Here is a 17,883-nt window from a genome sequence, read left to right on the forward strand (position 1 = left end):
TCCTTCCGCCCACAGGAGCTCGTCATGAACAGACGCGTCGTCCTCGTCGGCGGCACCGGCTTCATCGGCGCCGCAACCGCCAACCGCCTCACCGCCGCTGCGCTGGACCTGCTGGTCCCCACCCGGCAAGCCCGTACCGCGTCGCCGCTGGCACTGCTGCCCACGGTGGACCTGATTCCCGCCGATGTGCACGACCCAGCAACGCTGCTTCGGCTGTTCGCCGGCGCGGAAGCGGTGGTGAACCTGGTCGGCATCCTGCACTCCCGCAGCGGCTCTCCCTACGGCGCGGATTTCGCCAAGGCGCACGTGGAACTGCCGCGCAAGATCGTCGCGGCCGCCGCGCAGGCCGGCGTACGCCGGCTGGTGCACATCAGCGCGCTGGGGGCCAGCGCCGACGGCCCCTCCGAGTACCTGCGCTCCAAGGCCGCCGGCGAGGAGGCGCTACGCGCGGCCCCGCCGGGGCTGAGCTGGACCATCCTGCGCCCCTCGGTGGTGTTCGGCCGCAACGACCGCTTCCTCAACCTCTTCGCCCAGCTCGCCCGCCGCTTCCCACTGCTGCCGCTGGCGGGCGCCCAGGCCCGTTTCCAACCGGTCTACGTGGAAGACGTCGCCGAGGTGATCTGGCGCTGCCTGAGTGAAGACCAGGTCGACGGCCAGACCTATGAAGTGGCCGGGCCCACCGTCTATACGCTGCGGGAGCTGGTCGAGTACGTTTCGCGGCTGGTGGATGCGCCACGCCCGGTCATCCCCTTGCCAGATGGCCTCGCCATGGCGCAGGCAGCACTGATGGAGCTCGCGCCCCAGCCCTTGATGAGCCGCGACAACGTCCGCTCCATGAAGGTGGACAACGTCGCCAGCGGAGACCCGTTGCCCTTCGGCCTCGCGCCCCGCTCGCTGGAAGCGCTCGCCCCGGCATGGCTGGCCGGCGGCAACAGCCGCGGTCATTACGACCGCTATCGGCGCGGCCTGCGTCACAACCGGGGCTAAGACGCCCGGGTAGCCCGGGGGTGGCCGCCGATGCTAAGGTTCGGCCACCCTGCACTCACCGTGGAAGCCCCGAGATGAAGCTCATCATCGGCAACAAGAACTACTCGTCCTGGTCCTTGCGCGCCTGGCTCACCGCCCGCGAAGGCGGATTCACTTTCGAGGAGATCCGCATCCCGCTGTTCATCCCCGGCAGCCGCGAGCGCATCCTGGCGCACTCGCCCTCGGCCAAGGTGCCCTGCCTGATCGACCACGGCCTGGCGGTCTGGGACTCGATGGCCATCAACGAGTACCTGGCGGAGCAGAACCCTGCCCTATGGCCCGCAGACCGCGCCGCGCGCGCGGTGGCGCGCGCGGTCAGCGCCGAGATGCACTCCGGCTTCGTACCCCTGCGCAGCAAGATGCCGATGAATATCCGCAAGGACTACGCCGGCCACGGCCGCAGCCCGGAAGTGGAGGCCGACATCGCCCGCATCACCGCCCTCTGGAACGACTGCCGCAGCCGCTTTGGCGCCGCCGGTCCCTACCTGTTCGGCGCCTTCTCGATCGCCGACGCCATGTACGCGCCCATCTGCTTCCGCTTCGCCACCTATGGCGTGAAGCCGGAAGGCCAGGCCGGCGCCTACCTCGCCACCATGCTGGCCAATCCGCATATGAAAGCCTGGGCGGAAGCCGCGCGGCAGGAAAGCGAAACCCTGCCCTCCGAGGACCTGTACGGTTGATGCGCAGCTACATCGTCGGCGGCGCGGTACGCGACGCCCTGCTCGGCCTGCCGGTGAAGGACCGCGACTGGGTGGTGGTGGGCGCCACGCCGGAGGAGATGCTGGCCCACGGCTTCCGCCCGGTGGGCAAGGACTTCCCCGTCTTCCTCCACCCCGAAACGCAGGAGGAATACGCCCTCGCCCGCACCGAACGCAAGACAGGCCGCGGCTACACCGGCTTCGCCTTCCATGCGTCGCCGGAGGTCACGCTGGAAGAGGACCTGGCGCGCCGCGATCTCACCATCAACGCCATCGCCCGCGACGAAGCCGGCACGTTGATCGACCCTTACGGCGGCCAGGCCGATCTCCAGGCGCGACTGTTCCGCCATGTCGGCCCTGCCTTCGTCGAAGACCCGGTGCGCATCCTGCGACTCGCCCGCTTCGCCGCCCGCTTCCATGACTTCACCGTCGCGCCGGAAACCCTGGCGCTGATGAAGTCCATGGTGGCCGACGGCGAGGTCGATCACCTGGTGCCGGAACGGGTATGGCAGGAACTCGCCCGTGGCCTGATGGAAGCCCGGCCCTCGCGCATGATCCGGGTGCTGCGCGACTGCGGCGCCCTCGCCCGGTTGCTGCCCGAGCTGGACAAGCTCTTCGGCGTCCCCCAGCCGGAGAAGTACCACCCGGAGATAGACACCGGCGAGCATGTGCTGATGGTCATCGACGTCGCCGCAGCGGCCGATACGCCGCTGCCGGTGCGCTGGGCCTGCCTGCTGCACGACCTCGGCAAGGGCGAGACGCCGGCCGACGTGCTGCCGCATCACTACGGCCACGAAGCCCGCAGCGCCACGCTGGCCCGCGACGTCTCCGGACGTCTGAAGGCGCCCGCCGACTGCCGCGACCTGGCCGTGCTGGTCGCACGCGAGCATGGCGTACTACCGCGCATCGCCGAACTGCGGCCGGATACCATCGTCAAGATCCTGGAGCGCAGCGACGCCCTGCGACGGCCGGAACGCTTCCACGCCATGCTGGACGCCAGCGCCTGCGATCACCGCGGCCGCGGCGGGGCTGCAGCCGGCCCCTGGGCGCCGGCTGCAGCCTGGCAGGCTGCGCTGGCGGCAGTGCGGGCGGTGGATGCGGGAGCGATCGCCCGGGCCTGCTCCGACAAGGCGCAGATCCCGCAGCGGGTGCACGCGGCCCGCGTAGAAGCGGTGAAGAACCTGCGCCGCGGCGCGGATCAAAGCCCGGCGTCAAGCGGGTAATGAGCACTCACCAGGCCCGCAGCAACACCCCCGCCAGCAAGGAAAGCAGGAGGGTGGTAGTGAAAGGAAAATGGAAATGACGACCGCGCAGGCGGAAAGACACATCCCCGGGCAGATGGCCCAGCCGCAGGCGGCCCGCCAGCCCCGGCTGGATCAGCCCGCTCAGCACCACCACCAGCACGATCACCACCACCCACTTCAGCATTGCCCGCTCCGCGCGACGAAGCGCGATTAGACCCCCAGCGCAGCAGGCGCCGCAATCCCGCCCTTCGAACGACAGAACCGGAACCCGCCCATGATCACCCTCTACACCTGGAGCACGCCGAACGGCTACAAGGTCTCCATCGCCCTGGAAGAACTGGGCCTGCCCTACGAAGTGCGCCCCATCAACATCACCCGCGACGAACAGTTCGCCCCCGAATTCCTCGCCATCAATCCGAACAACAAGATTCCCGCCATCGTCGACAGCGACGGCCCCGGCGGTCGTCCCATCACCCTGATGGAGTCCGGCGCCATCCTCATCTACCTCGCCGAGAAAAGCGGCCGCCTGCTGCCGCAGGACGCCCGCGAGCGCTACGAAGTGCTGCAGTGGCTGATGTTCCAGATGGGCGGCATCGGCCCCATGCTGGGCCAGGCTCACCACTTCCTGCGCTTCGCGCCGGAGCGTCTGCCCTACCCGATGGAGCGCTACGGCAAGGAAGCCAGGCGCCTCTATTCCGTACTGGAAAGCCGCCTCGCCAACCGCGACTGGCTGGCCGGCAGCAGCTACTCCATCGCCGACATCGCCACCTTTCCCTGGATAGGCCGCCATGAATGGCAGGGCATCTCGCTGGAGGATTACCCGGCGGTGAACCGCTGGTTCCAGGCCATTGCCGCCCGCCCAGCGGTGGAACGCGGCCGCAAGGTGCCGCAATGAACACCTCCCGCTTCGGTAACCTGGAAGTCCTCTGCCACACGCCGGCCAAGCCCCGCCGCGCCGCGCCGCTGCTCTTCATCCATGGCGCCTACGTCGGCGCCTGGTGCTGGGAAGAGCACTTCCTGCCCTGGTTCGCCAAACAGGGCTGGAGCAGCTACGCGCTCTCCCTCTCCGGCCACGGCGCCAGCCCGGACCGGCAGCAGCTGGATGCCTACTCGATAGACGACTACGTGGCGGATGTCGCCCGCGTCGTCGCCGCCCTGCCGGCGCCCCCCATCCTCATCGGCCATTCCATGGGCGGCCTGGTAGTGCAGAAGTATCTTGAGCGCCACGACGCACCGGCGGTCGCGCTGCTGTGCTCGGTGCCGCCGCAGGGCCTGGGCTTCTCCATGTTCCATCTGGCGCTGACCCGACCCAACCTGCTCGGCGACCTCAACCGCATCATGAATGGCAATCAGGTAGACATCGCCAGCCTGCGTGAAGCGCTGTTCCACCAGCCGGTTGCCCGGGCCGACCTGGAGCGCTACTACCGCCTGAGCCAGCCTGAATCCCACCGCGCCATCTGGGACATGACGCTGTTCAACCTCCCCAACCCGGCCGCCATGCGCCGCACGCCGCTGCTGGTGCTTGGCGCCGAGCATGACACGCTGATCCCGCCGCCGCAGGTGCAGATGACTGCCGCCACCTATGGCTGCCAGGCGGAGATTTTCGAGGACATGGGCCACGGACTGATGCTGGAGCGCGACTGGCTACGAGTCGCCGAGCGCATCGCTGGCTGGCTGGCGGAACACGATCTGTGAGGAATTTCCGCGCCGGAGCGAAAGTGCAGGCGGAAGATGGCTGCAGCGGCGTCCCTTTGTCAGGGGGCGCCGCGGAGAGCGGCAGATGGCAGAGCCGGCATTCAAGGAATCCCGCCCGCCGCCGATAAAGTAGCCAAGGACCTGACGGATCCGACAGAGAGCGTGGAGGCCATCATGATGATCGTCATGCAAATGAGCTCGGGGCGGGCTATGAACGACCCCGCCCCCTACGACGAAGAAGTGCTGAATGCCAGCTGGCTGCCGCCGCAACCGGAGGTCGCGCTGCAATTGCAGGAAGCCGTCGAGCCCCAGCGCCCGCGCCGCGAGATGCTGCCGCCCGTCGACGTCGAGGCCTTCCTGAACGCGATGTATCGCAGCCAGGAATGATATGCCGGCAGGACCCGCTCCCTGCGGTGAGCTCGTGGGTGGATTGGCACTCCGTCCCTTCGCGCCCCAGGCCGGTGGAGGGGCGAAATGGGCCGCAGCCGGGGGGCGCCCGGGTTACAGCGTATGCAGGCGGTCGCCGCGGCTGAAGCCAAGCAGCGGCTGCCCCAGCCCGCGTCCCAGCGCCAGCACCTTGAACAACTCGCCCATCTCGTGCGGCGCAGTCAGCCGCTGCACCGCGCGCGCCGCCCGCACGTAATCCGCCTTGTCTTCCGGCCCGCGCCGGGCCAGGCATTCCAGCACGCCGCAGTTGAACAGGAACTGGGCCTGGTTGGTATAGCCCAGCACATCCAGCCCGGCCTCGTAGCCGGCCTCCGCCATGGCGGTGAAATCCACGAAGGCGGTGATGTCGTTCAGCCCCGGCCACAGGAAAGGGTCGCCATGGGCGTGGTGGCGGTAGTAGCACAGCAGCGTGCCGCCGCTGCGGGACGGCAGGTAGTACTCCGCTCCCGGGTATCCATAGTCCACCAGCAGCAGGGCGCCCTGCTGCAAGCGCTCCGCCCAGGCGGTGATCCAGGCCCGGCCGGCCAGATTCATCTCGGTCACGTATTCGCCGCTGGATGGCGTCGGCAGGTTCAGCGCCAGCGTCGCCTCGGCGGGTGCGCCGCTGGCCGGACGATCCGCCCAGCACAGCCGGCCGGCGTCATCCAGGGCAACGCCACGCTCGAACAGCCCTTCCGCGCGGGACACCATAATGTGTACGGGCATCACGTCCAGTACCTCGTTGGCAACAACCGCACCGGAGAAGGTCTCCGGCAGGCGGTCCAGCCAACGCACCCGGGAGGCCAGATGCGGCGCCTTCTGCGCCAGGGTGTCGAACTGGCGCTCCCGCAGCTCGCCGGAAACCTCGAGGATCGCGTAGCTCTCCGGCGCGCAGCCGCGGTGCTCCAGCTCCAGCAGCAGGTCTGCGGCAAGCAGCCCGGTGCCAGCCCCCACTTCGATCACCGCCGGCGCGCTAGCCTCCATCACCTGCTGCACCTGCCCGGCCAGCGCTTGGCCGAACAACGGCGTGAGTTCCGGCGCGGTAATGAAATCGCCGCCCGGACCGAACTTGCGTGCGCCGCCGCTGTAATACCCCAGGCCCGGCGCATACAGCGCCAGCTCCATGTAGCGGGCGAAGGACAGATAGCCGCCGGCGGCCGTCATCTCCCGCTTCACGAGTTCGGTCAGGCGCTCGCTTTGCTTAAGCGCGTCGGCAGAAGGCTGGGGCAGGGAAGACATGGCGGAGATGGCGCGGTCGGAAGGCGCGCATTGTAGCCGACACCCCGGCGGCCTCATGCCCGCACCGGCTTCCAAGGAACCCTACGAGCAGCGACAATCGCCCCATGAACCCGGACGCCCCCGTCATCCTCGTCACTGGCGCCGCCCGCAGGGTGGGCGCGGAAATCTCCCGCCAACTGCATGCCACCGGCGCCCGCCTGGTGCTGCACTACCGCCATTCCGCTACCGAGGCGCAATCGCTCGCCGACGATCTGAATGCGCTGCGGGCCGGGTCGGCGGTGACGGTTGGCGGCGATCTGGGCGAGGACGGCGTACCGGAAGCAGTGGCTGGGCAAGCGATCACCGCCTTCGGCCGCCTTGATGGCCTGGTCAACAACGCCTCCAGCTTCTTCGCCACGCCGCTGGGCAAGATAGACCTCGCCGCCTGGGATGATCTGGTCGGCTCCAACCTCAAGGGGCCGCTGTTCCTATCCCAGGCAGTCGCGGACGAACTGAGCCGGCGCGGCGGCGCCATCATCAACATCGTCGACATCCACGCCGAACGGCCGCTGCGGCACTACCCGCTCTACTGCGCGGCCAAGGCCGGCCTGGCCGGGCTTACGCGGGCACTGGCGATGGAACTGGCGCCGGCGGTGCGGGTGAACGGCGTCGCTCCCGGCCCCATCGAATGGCCGGAGGATGACCAGTTCCCCAGCGCCGAGCGCGCCGCCATCGTCCGCCACACCCTGCTGCAACGCGAAGGCAGTCCGGCCGACATCGCCCGCACGGTGCGCTTCCTGATGTTCGACGCGCCTTACATCACCGGCCAGATCCTGGCGGTGGACGGCGGCCGCAGCGCCCACCTCTGAAGCCCGGCCGCAACAGGCGGAAACGACGCCGGCACGGCGCGGGGAAGCGCCAAGCGTATAATCCGGCACGTTTTTTCCCTGAGTCCACCGTCGTGTCCGTAGCCACCGCCTCCCCCATTCCGGCCGCTTCCGCCGCCGCGCCTGCCACCGCGGCCGGTGAAACACGCTTCTCCAACACCTTCCTGCGCCTGAAGAAGAAGCTGGAACGCAGCGTGGGCGAAGCCATCGCCGACTACAACATGATCGGCAACGGCGACACGGTGATGGTGTGCATCTCCGGCGGCAAGGACTCCTATTCGCTGCTGTCCATCCTGCTGGCACTGCGCGAGCGCGCGCCGGTGGATTTCCGCATCGTGGCGATGAACCTGGACCAGAAGCAGCCCGGCTTCCCGGACGACGTCCTGCCGGCCTACTTCGAGTCCATCGGCGTCGAATACCGCATCGTCACCGAAGACACCTACTCCATCGTCAAGGACAAGATTCCCGAGGGCAAGACCACCTGCTCGCTCTGTTCGCGCCTGCGCCGCGGCATCATCTACCGTACCGCGAAGGAGATCGGCGCCACCCGCATCGCGCTGGGACACCACCGCGACGACATCCTGGAAACCCTGTTCCTGAACATGTTCTTCGGCGGCAAGATCAAGGCCATGCCGCCCAAGCTGGTGAGCGACGACGGCGATCATGTGGTGATCCGCCCACTGGCCTACTGCACCGAGAACGACATCGCCCGCTTCGCCCGCACGATGGAGTACCCCATCATCCCCTGCAATCTTTGCGGCTCGCAGGAAAACGCCCAGCGCAAGCAGATCAAGGCCATGCTGCAGGGCTGGGCGCGGGAACATCCCGGCCGCATCGAATCGCTGGCCACTTCGCTGAAGAACGTCGTGCCTTCCCACCTCGCGGACGACAAGCTCTTCGACTTCAGCGGACTCACCCGGAACACCCAGGTAGACGAGGGCGACATCGCCTTCGATCGCCCGGAACTGCCCGCCCATCTGGCCCACTCCATCAGCATCGCCGCCCACGTACCGGAACGGGAATAAGGCCGCGGCTCAGGGCTTGCTTCCGCAAAGGCATTTGATCATCATGCGCCGAGAGCCGGACCGACAAGACTCCGCCGGCATCCCCGACCCCGCCGACCGCCAACGATGAAAAGCGCCGCTTCCCTCCTTTGTTGCAGCCCGGCCCATGCCCGCCGGCAGACCGGGCTCCGGAGGGGGCGCTGATATGCCCGAACGCCGCAATCTCTGCCTGCTCGTTGCCGAAATCACCGGCGCAGACCGCCTGAGCGACCGTACCGCCGCCACCGAAGCCGCACATGCGCTGGAGCGATGCATGCATCGTATCGACCGCGCCGCAGCCAGCCAGGAAGGCGCGGTGCTGGAGCGCAACGGCAGCGCGGTGGCGATGAGCTTCGAGCGCTGCGACTCCGGCGTGCTTGCCGCCTGCGAAATCCTGGACCGCATCCTCGGCCTGCCACCTCTCAGCGGCGCGCAGCTCAGCGTCCGCCTGGGCCTGCACTATGGCGTGGCCGAGCAGGAGGAGGGCGGACTGGATGTGGCCCGCCGACTGGCAGGCCTGTGCCGGCCCGGCCAGGCCCTGGCCAGCGGCGCGGCCGTCATGCTGCTAACACCTTCCACCCGCCATTTCGCCGGCACGGAAGCAGTTCACGATCCGCTGCTCGACACGCTGGAGTGGCCGGTCTTCACCATAGGCCACCGCGTTGGCATGGTGACTTCGGTGCCCCCGACCGCCAGGGTCTCCCAACGTCTGCGCCTGCGGCACCAGCAGGAAGTTGTATTCGTGGAAGAGCAGCGGCCTGTGCTGCTGCTCGGCCGCGAGTTGGGCAACGACCTGGTCATCATCGACCCCCGCGCCTCGCGCCAGCATGCCCGCATCGAGCGCCGCCGCGAGGGTTTCATCCTGATCGACCAGAGCACCAACGGCACCTACGTTTCCATGGACGGCGCTGCCGAACACTGCGTGAAGCATGCGGAACTGACGCTGATCGGGCCGGGCCGCATTGGCTGCGGCTTCTCGGCCAACGAAGTGGAACGCGACCTGGTGTTCTTCGACATCGTCTGAGCCCCCTCAGCCGCGCCCACCCGCCGCATCCCGTCGCACACTCAACCCTTCAGGCACTCACTGACGAAGCGCTTGCGCTCATCGCCCGCCAGGGTCTTCTCCGTCGCCTGGCGGTTGCAGGCCTTCATCCTCTCCTTCGGATCCACCACCGCTTCCTTGCTTGCAGCGACCGGCACCACCGCCGGCTTCGCTCCATTCGTTCCATTCGCCTTCTCGGCGGGCGCGGCCGGCTGCGTCTTCTTGGTAGTCTTGGCCGCTGCCTCCGGCTTGGCGCCCTTGTTTGCGACGTCTCCCTGCCCCTCATGCTTGCCCGACAGGCAGCCGGACATGAACTGCTTGCGCTCATCCCCTTTGAGGGATTTCTCACGGGCCTCCTGGTTGCAGCGTTTCATACGTTCATGCTGGGGATTGGCCCAGGCCACCGAGGATGAAGCAGCCAGCAGGCAAAGCGCGACAGCAAGAATGGACGGCTTGTTCATGGCGTATCTCCTTAGGCGATAGGAAGGGAAGCCGCTCAATTCTGCAAATGTCATATGTATTCGTCAACATGAAATATGCTATAGGCAAAAACAACCAGTCTCACACCCAGACTCGGCTGGAAGGCTCTGGACACCTCGTCCATGCTTGACGCCGGCGCAAGCGCGGGCCTGGGCGGCCTCTTCCTGTCGGCCTTTCTTTCGGCGACGCTGCTGCCGGGAAGCTCGGAGGCGGTGCTCGCCGGTCTGCTCGCCTTACGGCCGGAACTATGGTTTCCGGCGCTGCTGCTCGCGACCACGGGCAACACCCTGGGGGGCATGACCACCTACCTGATGGCACGCCTGCTGCCCCGCAAGGAAGTGCCGGCCCGCCTGAACTGGCTGGAAAAGTACGGCAGCGCCACCCTGCTGCTGTCCTGGGTACCGCTGATCGGCGATGCCCTGTGTGCCGGTGCCGGGCTGCTTCGCCTGCCGTGGTCGGCCTGCCTGTTGTGGATGGCGGTGGGCAAGGGGCTGCGCTACGCCGCCATCGCCTGGGCGATGAGCTGACCGCCGCGCCGGCGGCCCGCCTATACTCCGCCCCTTCCTCCTCAGCCCCGCCGGAGTTCCCGATGAACGAGATCCAGCGTCACGGCGTCACCGCCCGTTATGCAGACGCCGTTGTCCACAACCGCGTCGCCTATCTGGTCGAGGTGCCGGCCAGCAACGAAGGTGACATCGCACAGCAGACCTCCGAGGTACTGGACAGCCTGGCCCGCCAGTTGACCCGCCTCGGCAGTTCCCCCGCCCGCATCCTGATGGCGACCATCTACCTGACCGATCTCGCGGAGGCACCCGCGATGAATGCCGTGTGGGAAGCCTGGGTGCCCGCCGGCAGCGCCCCCTCCCGCGCCTGCGTGCAGGTTGCCGCGCTGGTCGATCCGGGCTGGAAGATCGAGATCGCCCTGACCGCAGCCCTGCCCTGAACTGCCCCGTAATCCGCTCCGGCGCAGCGGGATTCAACCAAAGCACTCGCCGGAAAGCTTGCCCCTGCGTGGCTTAAGGTCTTGATTTGTGCTGCGAGTCCGCCGCCGGTCCGTTAGAATTGCAGGTTTCCCTGCAGCAGTTTGCCCGGCACACCGATGACCCAACGCCTGCGCGAAATCCCCTACAACTACACCTCGTTCTCCGACCGCGAGATCGTCATCCGCCTGCTCGGCACGGAAGCCTGGGCGGTGCTGGACGAACTGCGCGGGGAGCGTGTCACCGGACGGTCGGCACGCATGCTGTACGAGGTGCTGGGCGACATCTGGGTCGTACGGCGCAATCCCTACCTGGAGGACGACCTGCTCGCCAACCGCGAGCGGCGCGAGGCGCTGATCGGCGCCCTCAACCATCGCCTCAACGAAATCGAAAAGCGCCGCCAGGGCAATGACCTGGTCGCCCCGCTGCTGGTGCGGGCGCGCGAGGCGGTGGCGGACTTCGAGTGCTGGTTCGAGAACACCGCCCGCCGGCGCAAGACGGCGCTGAAGGCGCTGGCCCACCACACCCGCCGCGACAACATCTGCTTCGACGGCCACGCCCGCGTCTCCCACGTCACCGACGCCACTGACTGGCGCGTCGAGTATCCCTTCGTCGTCCTCTACCCGGACACCGAGGAGGAAATGGCGCCGCTGGTACGCACCTGCATCGAGTTGGGGCTGACCATCATCCCGCGTGGCGGCGGCACCGGCTATACCGGCGGCGCCGTGCCACTGGACGCCAGCTCGGTGGTCATCAACACCGAGAAGCTGATCGCCATCGGAGCGGTCGAAGAGATGCTGCTGCCGGACGCCGACGGCAAGCCGATGGCCTCGCCCTACGCCACCGTGCGCACCGGCGCCGGCGTGGTCACTGACCGGGTGGCCGAGGCCGCCAGCAATGCCGGCCGGGTGTTCGCGGTGGACCCGACCTCCGCCAGCGCCTCCTGCGTGGGCGGCAACATCGCCATGAACGCCGGCGGCAAGAAGGCGGTGCTGTGGGGCACGGCGCTGGACAACCTGGCGTGGTGGAAGATGGTCACGCCGGACGGCAACTGGCTGGAAGTGGAGCGGCTGGACCACAACTTCGGCAAGATCCACGAGCAGCACATCGCCCGCTTCCGCCTGCGCCGCTTCGACGGCCTCAGTTATGCGCCGTTGGGCGAAGAACTGCTCTCCATGCCCGGCGCCCACTGCCGCAAGGACGGCCTGGGCAAGGACGTCACCGATAAATTCCTCGGCGGCATCCCCGGCGTGCAGAAGGAAGGCACCGACGGCCTGATCGTGGCCGCGCGCTGGGTGCTGCACAAGATGCCGCCCATCACCCGCACCGTCTGCCTGGAGTTCTTCGGCCAGGTACGCGAGGCGGTGCCGGCCATCGTCGAGATCACCGACTACTTCAAGCCCGGCGCGCCAGGCAGCCAGGCCGGCGTGCTGCTGGCCGGCCTGGAGCACCTGGACGAGCGCTACGTGAAGGCGGTGGGCTATACCACCAAGGCCAAGCGCCACGGCCGGCCGAAGATGGTGCTGATCGGCGATGTCGTCGGCTTCGACGAGAACGCGGTGATGGCCGCCGCCTCCGAGATGGTGCGCATGACCAACGCCCGTGGCGCCGAGGGTTTCATCGCGGTATCGCCGGAGCAACGCAAGCGCTTCTGGCTGGAACGCTCCCGCACCGCCGCCATCTCCCGCCATACCAACGCCTTCAAGATCAACGAAGACGTGGTGATTCCGCTGCCGCGCATGGGCGACTACTGCGACGGCATCGAGCGCATCAACATCGAGTTGTCCATCTCCAACAAGCTGGAGCTGTGCCGCACCCTGGCCGACTTCCTGAAGGGCCCGCTGCCGCTGGACCAGGGCGACGCCAACCTCGAGCAGGAGGTCGTCATCGGCGATCGCCGCGAGGCCGCGCTGAACTATATCGAGGCGGTGCGCCTGCGCTGGGAATGGCTGCTCGAGAACCTGGACCTGCCGCTGGCGGAGGCCGAAAGCCGCTTCGCCGCCTACGGCGTGGTCGCCGGCGAGCTGAGCAACCGCGCCGCCAACCCCAGGCTGTTCCACCGCCTGCAGGATTACTCCATCCGCGTTTCGTGGAAGACCGAGCTCAAGCCGCGGCTGGACAAGATCTTCGATGGCGTGCTGTTCGGCCCGGTGCTGGCCCGCATCCAGGAAATCCACAAACAGGTGCTGCGCGGCCGGGTCTTCGTCGCCCTGCACATGCACGCCGGCGACGGCAATGTGCACACCAACCTGCCGGTGAACTCCGACCACTACGAGATGCTGCAGACCGCCAACCGCGCCGTGGACCGCATCATGGCGCTGGCACGTTCGCTGGGCGGCGTGATCTCCGGCGAGCACGGCATCGGCATCACCAAGCTGGACTACCTCACCGACGAGGAGATGACCAGCTTCTGGAACTACAAGGCCAAGGTGGACCCGGAAGGCCGCTTCAACCGCGGCAAGCTGATGCGGCGCGGCCCGATCAAGGGCAACCTGGAGAACGCCTACACCCCCAGCTTCAACCTGATGGGGCATGAGTCGCTGATCATGGAACGCACCGAGATCGGCGAAATCGCGCACGACATCAAGGACTGCCTGCGCTGCGGCAAGTGCAAGCCGGTGTGCTCCACCCATGTGCCGCGCGCCAACCTGCTGTACTCGCCGCGCAACAAGATCCTCTCCACCTCGCTGCTGGTCGAGGCCATGCTGTACGAGGAGCAGACCCGCCGCGGCATCTCCCTCGCCCACTGGGCCGAGTTCGAGGACGTGGCCGACCACTGCACCGTCTGCCACAAGTGCGAGAAACCCTGTCCGGTGGACATCGACTTCGGCGACGTCTCGGTGAAGATGCGCAACCTGCTGCGCAAGCAGGGCAAGAAGTCCTTCAACCCCGGCAAGGCCGCCGCCATGGCCTTCCTCACGATCAAGGACCCGGCCACGATCAAGCTGATCCGCACCGGCATGATCGACTGGGGCTACAAGGCGCAGCGCATCGCCAACAAGGTCGGCCGCAGCCTGGGCCTGGTGCAGCCGCAGACCAAGGCGCCCCCGGCCACCCAGGGCAAGGCGCCGATGCGCGCGCAGGTCATCCACTTCATCAACAAGCCGATGCCCGGCAAGCTGCCGAAGAAGACCTCGCGCGCGCTGCTGGACATCGAGGACGACAAGGTCATCCCGGTGATCCGCGACCCGCAGAAGGCGGGCGTGGATGCCGAGGCGGTGTTCTATTTCCCCGGCTGCGGCTCGGAGCGCCTGTTCAGCCAGGTCGGCCTCGCCACCCAGGCCATGCTCTACCACGTCGGCGCCCAGACGGTGCTGCCGCCGGGCTACCTGTGCTGCGGCTACCCGCAGACCGCCGCCGGCGAGGAAGAAAAGGGGCAGAAGATCACCACCGACAACCGGGTGCTGTTCCACCGTGTCGCCAACACGCTGAACTACCTGGACATCAAGACGGTGATCGTGTCCTGCGGCACCTGCATGGACCAGCTGCTGAAGTACGAATTCGAGAAGATTTTCCCCGGTTGCCGGCTGCTCGACATCCACGAATACCTGATGGAGAAGGGCGTGAAGCTGGAGGGCATACAGGGCGTGAACTACATGTACCACGAGCCCTGCCACACGCCGATGAAGGTGCATTCCGGCATCAAGGTGGCCAATGAGCTGATGGGCACGCGGGTGGATCTGTCCGATCGTTGCTGCGGCGAATCCGGCACGCTGGCGGTCGCCCGGCCGGACATCTCGACCCAGGTGCGCTTCCGCAAGCAGGAAGAGATCGAGAAGGGCGTGGCCAAGCTGCAGCAGGCGCAGCCGGACGCGCCGAGCAAGATCCTCACCTCCTGCCCGAGCTGCCTGCAGGGTCTTTCGCGCTACGCCGACGACGCCGGCGGCGTGGAGCCGGACTACATCGTGGTCGAACTGGCCAAGCACCTGCTGGGCGAGAACTGGATGCCGGACTACGTGGCCAAGGCCAACAGCGGTGGCATCGAGCGGGTGCTGCTGTAATAAAGGAAACGGCAGCCGGAAAGGCTGCCGTTTTTCTTTGGGGTGCGGGATTCAACGCGCGGTCGGATGATGGCGGCTACCCCCTAAACCCCAAAGCATGCCGAAGAGGCGGCCTTGCCGCTTCAGCCCGACCTAAGCCGCCCCCGCGTCCGGATGCAGGCGACGCCAGATCTCCGTCATCGCCTCCGCCGCGCCAACCTGCAGGCGATGGGACACCAGGTGGCTGACCTCGGTGTCGCCCGGATTGATCTCCACCGAGGGCACGCCCGCCTGCCGTGCCCACCAGATCGGGCCTGCGATATAGGGAAAGACGCTGGTGGTACCGACGGAGAGCACCAGATCCACGCCCTGGCCGAGCAGCGCCTGCAGCAGATCCAGCGCGCGCTGCGGCAGCATCTCGCCGAACAGCACCACGTCCGGCCGCAGCACGCCGCCGCACAGCGGGCAGGGCGGCGGCAGCGTCAGACCGGCGAAGTCCGCCACGTCGCGCTCATGCGGGCATTCGGTGCAGCGCAGGTGATGCACCGTGCCGTGGATCTCGATCAGCTTCGCCGAACCAGCCGCGCGGTGCAGGCCATCCACGTTCTGCGTCAGCACCCACACCGCCTCGCCATGGCCGGCCTTCTCCCGCTCCAGCTCGGCGATCAGGCGATGGGCGGCGTTGGGGCCGGCGCCGCGGCAATTGCGCTCGATCTCAGCCAGGTATTTCCAGGAGATCTCCGGATGCTCCTCCATCATGCTGCCGGACATCGCCTCCTCGATGGTCAGCCCTTCCGCGGTCAGCCGCTCATGGTAAAGGCCACCAATGCCGCGATAGGTCGGCAGACCGGAGTCGGCGGAAATACCGGCGCCGGTGATGAAGAGGATGCGGCGGGCGCCAGCCACCAGGGCGGCGACGGCATCGTAGTCGGGAGTCATGCTGCGAGCGTTCGGGATTCAGTACGGGCGGATCATACGCTTGCCCTGGAAACCGCGGCAGCGCGGCTTGCCGCAAGGCGGAGAGCCGCTCAGCCGGCCTCCGCCGCCGGCGCGGGAGCATGGACGACCTCCACCAGGCAGTCATAGAACACCGGGCCGCGGCCCATGTCGGTGAGCGCCGAGGAAGTCACCGCGTTGGCATTCTCGCCGTCGCCGGAGAGCTTCTGCCACCAGATGGAGGGGCACACCACCACGCCGGGCCGCACCTTGTCGGTAACCACCGCCAGGGCGTGGAAGGCGCCCCTGTCGTTATGGATGCGCAGACGCTGGCCGCTGGCGATGCCGCGCAGCTCGGCATCCGCCGGGTGGATCTCCAGCCTGGGGCTGCCCTCGCGCTCCAGGAAGCGCGGCATGTTGGCGAAGCTGGTGTTGAGAAAATTGCGCGCCGGCGGCGAAATCAGCGCCAGCGGGTAGCGCCGCGCCAGTGCCGGATTGCTGAGCACCGATTCATACGGTGGATGCCAGGCCGGTAAAGGATCCTGGCCGCGCCTGGCCAGCATTTCCGAATAGAACTCGCACTTGCCGGAGGCAGTGCGGAACTCGCCGCTGGCGAAAGGCGCGAAAGGCCGCGGCAGATTGATGCGCGCCCAGCCGCGCGCCGCCAGCTTCTCCGGCTCCAGCCCCAGGGCACGCGGATCGCGCCGGCGGAAGGCGGCGGCGGCGATGTCCTCGTCGCTCTCGAACAGCGCCGGCTCGGTGAAGCCCAGCCGCGCCGCCAGCAGGCGGAACACCTCGGTGTTCGGCTTGGCCTCGCCCAGCGGCGCGATCGCCGGCGTGTTCGCCACCGCGTAGTAGTGGCCGTAGGTGGTGTGCAGGTCGCGGTGCTCCAACTGGCTGGTGGCAGGCAGCAGGATGTCGGCGTAGTCGGCGGTGTCGGTCTGGAACAACTCGTGCACCACGCAGAACAGGTCTTCGCGCATGAAGCCGGCGCGCACCCGGTTGCTGTCCGGCGCCACTGCGACCGGATTGGAGTTGTAGACGTAGATCGCCCGTATCGGCGGCTCGCCGGCAGTAAGCAGCGCCTCGCCTATGGTGGACATGTTGATGCTGCGCGGCGGGAAGCGCTCCGCGTCCGGGTAGAGATCCGGCCGCGCCAGCGCCTGGCCGTCCAGCGGGAAATTGCCCGAGGTCGACAGCAGCGCGCCGCAGCCGGCGTGGCGCCAGGCACCGGTGAGCGCCGGCAGGCAGGCGATGTTGCGTACCGCCATGCCGCCGCCGGCACAGCGGTTGAGGCCGTAGTTGAGGCGGATCAGCGTGCGTTGCGACCGGCCGTATTCCAGCGCCAGCTCGCGGATCGCCGCGGCCGGCAAACCGGTCAGCGGCGCGGCCCAGTCCGGGGTGAATTGCGCCACCCGTTCGACGAGCGCGTCGAAGCCCAGGGTGTTGGCGGCGATGTAGTCACGGTCCAGCAGGTTCCCGGCGATCAGCACGTTCATCATTGCCAGCGCAAGCGCGCCGTCGGTGCCGGGCAGCGGCGCTAGGTGCAGATCGCATTTTTCCGCCGTCTCGCTGCGCCGCGGGTCGATGCAGATCAGCCGCGCGCCCTTGCGCTTCGCTTCCTGCAGGTAGCGCCAGCCATGCAGGTTGGAGACGATGGGGTTACCGCCCCAGATCAGGATCAGCTCCGCATTGACGACCGCCTCCGGGTCAGCGCCCACCGAGGCGCCTATGGTCGCCTTCCAGCCGGCGGTGCCAGCGGAGGAGCAGATGGTGCGTTCCAGGAAGGAGGCGCCCAGGCGATGGAAGAAGCGCCGGTCCAGGCTCTCGCCCTGCACCAGGCCCATGGTGCCGGCGAAGCTGTAGGGCAGGATGGCGCGGGGGTCGTCGGCGGCAAGGTCGCGGAATTTCGCTGCGATGGTGTCCAGCGCCTCATCCCAGCTGATGCGCTCGAAGCGGCCCTCGCCTTTGCGTCCTACCCGCTTCATCGGGTAGCGCAGGCGCTGGTCGGAATAGACCCGCTCCAGGTAGTGGGCCACCTTGGTGCACAGCGCGCCGTTGGTGAACGGCATGGCGTCGGCGCCGCGCAGGCGCACCGCGCGGCCGTCCTCAACCGTCACCTCCATGGCACAGGTATCGGGGCAGTCGTGGGGACAGGCGGCACGCACTACCGTGCTGTTCGCGGCACTCATGGGAAAACTCTCTGTTTCGGGACTGCGCCCCGCCAG

General features: G+C 67.8%; 17 protein-coding genes. 12 read left to right on the forward strand and 5 right to left on the reverse strand.

The window, feature by feature from the left end; all coding sequences use genetic code 11:
* The first annotated feature begins 24 nt into the window (after positions 1–24).
* From C7389_RS18825 to C7389_RS18835, 3 genes are all read left to right on the forward strand, one after another.
* A complete protein-coding gene (locus C7389_RS18825) occupies positions 25–987 on the forward strand; it encodes a complex I NDUFA9 subunit family protein (protein ID WP_133594197.1) in 963 nt (320 codons plus the stop codon).
* A gap of 74 nt (positions 988–1,061) precedes the next feature.
* Positions 1,062–1,706 (forward strand): glutathione S-transferase family protein, encoded by a 645-nt coding sequence (locus C7389_RS18830; RefSeq protein ID WP_133594198.1) that lies wholly within the window; start codon positions 1,062–1,064, stop codon positions 1,704–1,706.
* Positions 1,706–2,947, forward strand: a complete 1,242-nt coding sequence (locus C7389_RS18835; RefSeq protein WP_133594199.1) for a multifunctional CCA addition/repair protein — start codon at positions 1,706–1,708, stop codon at positions 2,945–2,947. The genes C7389_RS18830 and C7389_RS18835 overlap by 1 nt, the downstream gene beginning before the upstream one ends.
* A gap of 7 nt (positions 2,948–2,954) precedes the next feature.
* Here C7389_RS18835 and C7389_RS18840 read toward each other — a convergent pair whose 3' ends face one another.
* On the reverse strand, positions 2,955–3,152 hold the full coding sequence (locus C7389_RS18840) for a DUF2905 family protein (protein WP_133594200.1): 198 nt from the start codon (positions 3,150–3,152) through the stop codon (positions 2,955–2,957).
* Between the two features lie 90 nt (positions 3,153–3,242).
* Here C7389_RS18840 and C7389_RS18845 point away from each other — a divergent pair, with 90 nt between their 5' ends.
* The 3 genes from C7389_RS18845 to C7389_RS18855 all read left to right on the forward strand — a co-directional run bounded on the left by C7389_RS18845 (position 3,243) and on the right by C7389_RS18855 (position 5,050).
* On the forward strand, positions 3,243–3,863 hold the full coding sequence (locus tag C7389_RS18845; protein ID WP_133594201.1) for a glutathione S-transferase family protein: 621 nt from the start codon (positions 3,243–3,245) through the stop codon (positions 3,861–3,863).
* Positions 3,860–4,663, forward strand: a complete 804-nt coding sequence (locus C7389_RS18850) for an alpha/beta hydrolase (RefSeq protein WP_133594202.1) — start codon at positions 3,860–3,862, stop codon at positions 4,661–4,663. The genes C7389_RS18845 and C7389_RS18850 overlap by 4 nt, the downstream gene beginning before the upstream one ends.
* 174 nt (positions 4,664–4,837) lie before the next feature.
* Positions 4,838–5,050, forward strand: coding sequence for a hypothetical protein (locus tag C7389_RS18855; protein ID WP_133594203.1), 213 nt, complete (start codon positions 4,838–4,840; stop codon positions 5,048–5,050).
* A 114-nt stretch (positions 5,051–5,164) separates the two neighbouring features.
* On the opposite strand, the gene C7389_RS18860 is transcribed toward C7389_RS18855, so the two are convergent.
* Complete coding sequence (locus tag C7389_RS18860) at positions 5,165–6,328, reverse strand: class I SAM-dependent methyltransferase (RefSeq protein ID WP_133594204.1); 1,164 nt, start codon at positions 6,326–6,328, stop codon at positions 5,165–5,167.
* Between the two features lie 104 nt (positions 6,329–6,432).
* On the opposite strand from C7389_RS18860, the gene C7389_RS18865 reads away from it, so the two are divergent.
* The 3 genes from C7389_RS18865 to C7389_RS18875 all read left to right on the forward strand — a co-directional run bounded on the left by C7389_RS18865 (position 6,433) and on the right by C7389_RS18875 (position 9,261).
* A complete protein-coding gene (locus tag C7389_RS18865) occupies positions 6,433–7,176 on the forward strand; it encodes a pteridine reductase (RefSeq protein WP_133594205.1) in 744 nt (247 codons plus the stop codon).
* A 116-nt stretch (positions 7,177–7,292) separates the two neighbouring features.
* Positions 7,293–8,219, forward strand: a complete 927-nt coding sequence (ttcA, locus tag C7389_RS18870; protein ID WP_133594262.1) for a tRNA 2-thiocytidine(32) synthetase TtcA — start codon at positions 7,293–7,295, stop codon at positions 8,217–8,219.
* A 184-nt stretch (positions 8,220–8,403) separates the two neighbouring features.
* Positions 8,404–9,261: an FHA domain-containing protein gene (locus tag C7389_RS18875; protein WP_133594206.1), complete on the forward strand. Its 858-nt coding sequence runs from the start codon at positions 8,404–8,406 to the stop codon at positions 9,259–9,261.
* Between the two features lie 41 nt (positions 9,262–9,302).
* Here C7389_RS18875 and C7389_RS18880 read toward each other — a convergent pair whose 3' ends face one another.
* Positions 9,303–9,740 (reverse strand): PsiF family protein, encoded by a 438-nt coding sequence (locus tag C7389_RS18880; RefSeq protein ID WP_133594207.1) that lies wholly within the window; start codon positions 9,738–9,740, stop codon positions 9,303–9,305.
* A gap of 141 nt (positions 9,741–9,881) precedes the next feature.
* Between C7389_RS18880 and C7389_RS18885 the strand changes: the two genes are divergently transcribed.
* The 3 genes from C7389_RS18885 to C7389_RS18895 all read left to right on the forward strand — a co-directional run bounded on the left by C7389_RS18885 (position 9,882) and on the right by C7389_RS18895 (position 14,740).
* Positions 9,882–10,286: a YqaA family protein gene (locus C7389_RS18885; RefSeq protein WP_133594208.1), complete on the forward strand. Its 405-nt coding sequence runs from the start codon at positions 9,882–9,884 to the stop codon at positions 10,284–10,286.
* Positions 10,287–10,348: 62 nt separating this feature from the next.
* Positions 10,349–10,702: a RidA family protein gene (locus C7389_RS18890; RefSeq protein WP_133594209.1), complete on the forward strand. Its 354-nt coding sequence runs from the start codon at positions 10,349–10,351 to the stop codon at positions 10,700–10,702.
* Positions 10,703–10,858: 156 nt separating this feature from the next.
* Entirely contained in the window at positions 10,859–14,740 is a 3,882-nt protein-coding gene (locus C7389_RS18895) for a DUF3683 domain-containing protein (RefSeq protein WP_133594210.1), read from the forward strand.
* Between the two features lie 132 nt (positions 14,741–14,872).
* Here the strand turns inward: C7389_RS18895 and C7389_RS18900 are convergent, their stop codons facing one another.
* Together C7389_RS18900 and C7389_RS18905 are read right to left on the reverse strand one after the other, a co-directional pair.
* The gene (locus C7389_RS18900) at positions 14,873–15,658 is read right to left on the reverse strand and encodes an NAD-dependent deacylase (RefSeq protein ID WP_133594211.1); all 786 of its coding nucleotides are present in this window, start codon (positions 15,656–15,658) and stop codon (positions 14,873–14,875) included.
* 89 nt (positions 15,659–15,747) lie between these two features.
* Positions 15,748–17,847 carry a molybdopterin-containing oxidoreductase family protein gene (locus tag C7389_RS18905; RefSeq protein ID WP_133594212.1) on the reverse strand — a complete coding sequence of 700 codons (2,100 nt, stop codon included), beginning with the start codon at positions 17,845–17,847 and terminating at the stop codon, positions 15,748–15,750.
* Positions 17,848–17,883 lie beyond the last annotated feature (36 nt).

The sequence above is a fragment of the Azoarcus indigens genome, assembly GCF_004361735.1.
Classification (GTDB): Bacteria; Pseudomonadota; Gammaproteobacteria; order Burkholderiales; family Rhodocyclaceae; genus Azoarcus; species Azoarcus indigens.